Below are 2,135 nucleotides of genomic sequence, written 5' to 3'. Positions count from 1 at the left end.
GGCGCCGGTGATCGCCGCGGTGCGCGTGCCGCCGTCGGCCTGCAATACGTCGCAGTCCACATGAATGGTTCTCCCTCCGAGCGAGGCGCCGTCCAGGACGGCGCGGAGCGAGCGCCCGATCAGGCGCTGGATTTCCTGCGTGCGCCCGCTCTGTCTGCCGCGCGATGCCTCGCGATCGGTGCGGGTATGCGTCGAGCGCGGCAGCATGCCGTATTCGGCGGTGACCCAGCCGCGCCCGGTGTCCCTGAGAAAGGGCGGCACGCGCTCCTCGACGCTCGCGGTGCACAGCACGCGCGTATCGCCGAACTCCACCAGCACCGAGCCTTCGGCGTGGCGGGTGAACTGGCGCTCGATGCGCACGCGGCGCAGCTCGTCCGGCGCCCGGCCGCTGGGCCTCGCGCCCGCGCTCATCGCTGCTGCGGCGGCGTCTTGCGCAGCGCGGCCTTGAGCTCGGCGATCGCCTTCTCGATGTCCTCGTCGGACATGCGCAAAAAATCCGGATCGGTGGCGGTGAAGTCCTGCACGTCGGTGGGGAGCTCCTGGGCGGGTATGGTCGGCGGCTCGTCGGCCGGGAGCATCTCGTCTTCTCCCCAGGCCATGGCGAGCACGGTGACATTATCGCACTGCGGGCCGGCGCGCACCTCGGCGAGGTCGGCGAGCTCCGGGACCGCCTGCTCGAGCGCGCGCGTCACCAGCGCGTGCAGCAGCTGGCGCTGCGTCAGCGGACCCCACAGCCCGTCGGAGCACAGCAGGATCAGGTCGTCGCGCTTCAGGCGCAGCCGCTCCACCATGTCCGGCTTGGGCGCCTGCAGGCTGCCCAGGCACTGCAGCAGCCGGTTGCGGTCGGGGTGCGTCGTGACCGCCTCCTCGCGAATGCGGCCGGCGTCCAGCAGCTGCTGCACCACGGTGTGGTCGCGGGTGCGCTGCAGGATGCTGCCGCGGCGCACGACATAGAGCCGGCAGTCGCCGACGTGCGTCCAGTAGGCGTGGCCTTCCTGCACCACGCAGGCGACGATCACGGTGCGCGGCGTATCGGCGAGCTGCAGCCGCTGCGCCTCGCGCAGGATCGCGGCATGCGCGCCGTTCATGCTCTTGGCGAGGAAGACTTCCGGCGCCGCCAGCAGCGGCCGCGCCTCGCGCTGGAAGGCGGCGGCGAAGTACTGCACCGCGACCTGCGCCGCGATCTCGCCGTGCAGGTGCCCGCCCAGGCCGTCGGCCACCACCATGAGCAGCGACTGGCCGGTGCGCCAGAACCCGAGGCGGTCCTGATTCGACTTGCGCGCGCCGATGCGCGTCTCGTGGACGAGGACGCAGTTCAAAAGAATGTCCCCGTGAAGCGCAGCACCGCATCCCGGATGCCGTGCAGCATGGTGGGCTTGCCGTGGTACTCGGGCGCCTTCTCGCCGAGCAGCGTCTTCTGCAGGGCGAACACGCTCTGCGGCCGCTCGAGGTGGTCCAGGCGCATGCACCAGTCGATGATGTCCAGCAGGTCGCCCGAGTACTTGCCGGACCATGCGCGCCGCGCCGGCACCAGCGTGTCGTTCTCCAGGCGCTGGTCGGCGGGCTGCGGCGAGGCGCCGGCGAGGCAGGCGTACATCGTCGCGCCCACGGAGTAGACGTCGCTCCACGGGCCGAGCAGCTGGCGGTGGGTATGCTGCTCCGGCGAAGCGAAGCCCGGCGTGTACGTCGGCGGCAGCTGCACGCCCTCGCCCGACAGCGTCTGGCGCGCCGCGCCGAAATCGATCAGCAGCGGCGTGCCGTCGTTGCGGATGTAGACGTTGGCCGGCTTGATGTCCAGGTGCATCAGCTTGTTCGAGTGCACCTCGCGCAAGCCGTTCAGCAGGTCGGCGAAGGTGCCGCGCAGCCATGCCTCGTCCAGCGCGCCGCGCCGCTGGCGCACGTGCTCGGCGAGCGACCGGCCGCGCTCGTAGCGCATCACGAGATAGACCGTGTCGTTGGCGCGGAAGAAGTTCAGCACGCGCACCACGTTGGGGTGCGACATGCGCGCCAGCGCGCGGCCCTCCTCGAAGAAGCAGCGCATGCCGTGGTTGAACTTGACCGGGTCGTCCTCGGCGATGCGGTACTCCTTGATCGCCACCGGCGTCTCGTTCTCGTCGTGGGCCAGGTAGACGAAG

At 70.8% G+C, this 2,135-nt stretch carries 3 protein-coding genes; all 3 read right to left on the bottom strand.

Translation table 11 applies throughout. The features are described from left to right. Positions 1-411, bottom strand: a 411-nt coding sequence (gene rph, locus VFM98_RS13860; RefSeq protein ID WP_325110501.1) for a ribonuclease PH, incomplete at its 3' end; no start/stop codon positions are given. Beyond that, entirely contained in the window at positions 408-1,319 is a 912-nt protein-coding gene (locus VFM98_RS13855) for a PP2C family serine/threonine-protein phosphatase (RefSeq protein WP_325110500.1), read from the bottom strand. The genes rph and VFM98_RS13855, both read right to left, overlap by 4 nt. After that, a partial coding sequence (locus VFM98_RS13850) for a serine/threonine-protein kinase (RefSeq protein ID WP_325110499.1) occupies positions 1,316-2,135 on the bottom strand: 820 nt, incomplete at its 5' end. The genes VFM98_RS13850 and VFM98_RS13855, both read right to left, overlap by 4 nt.

The organism is Ramlibacter sp. (assembly GCF_035706265.1).
Taxonomy (GTDB): Bacteria; Pseudomonadota; Gammaproteobacteria; order Burkholderiales; family Burkholderiaceae_C; genus Ramlibacter.
Note: the sequence above shows the minus strand (reverse complement) of the source record. Positions and strands in the feature narration are given on the sequence as shown.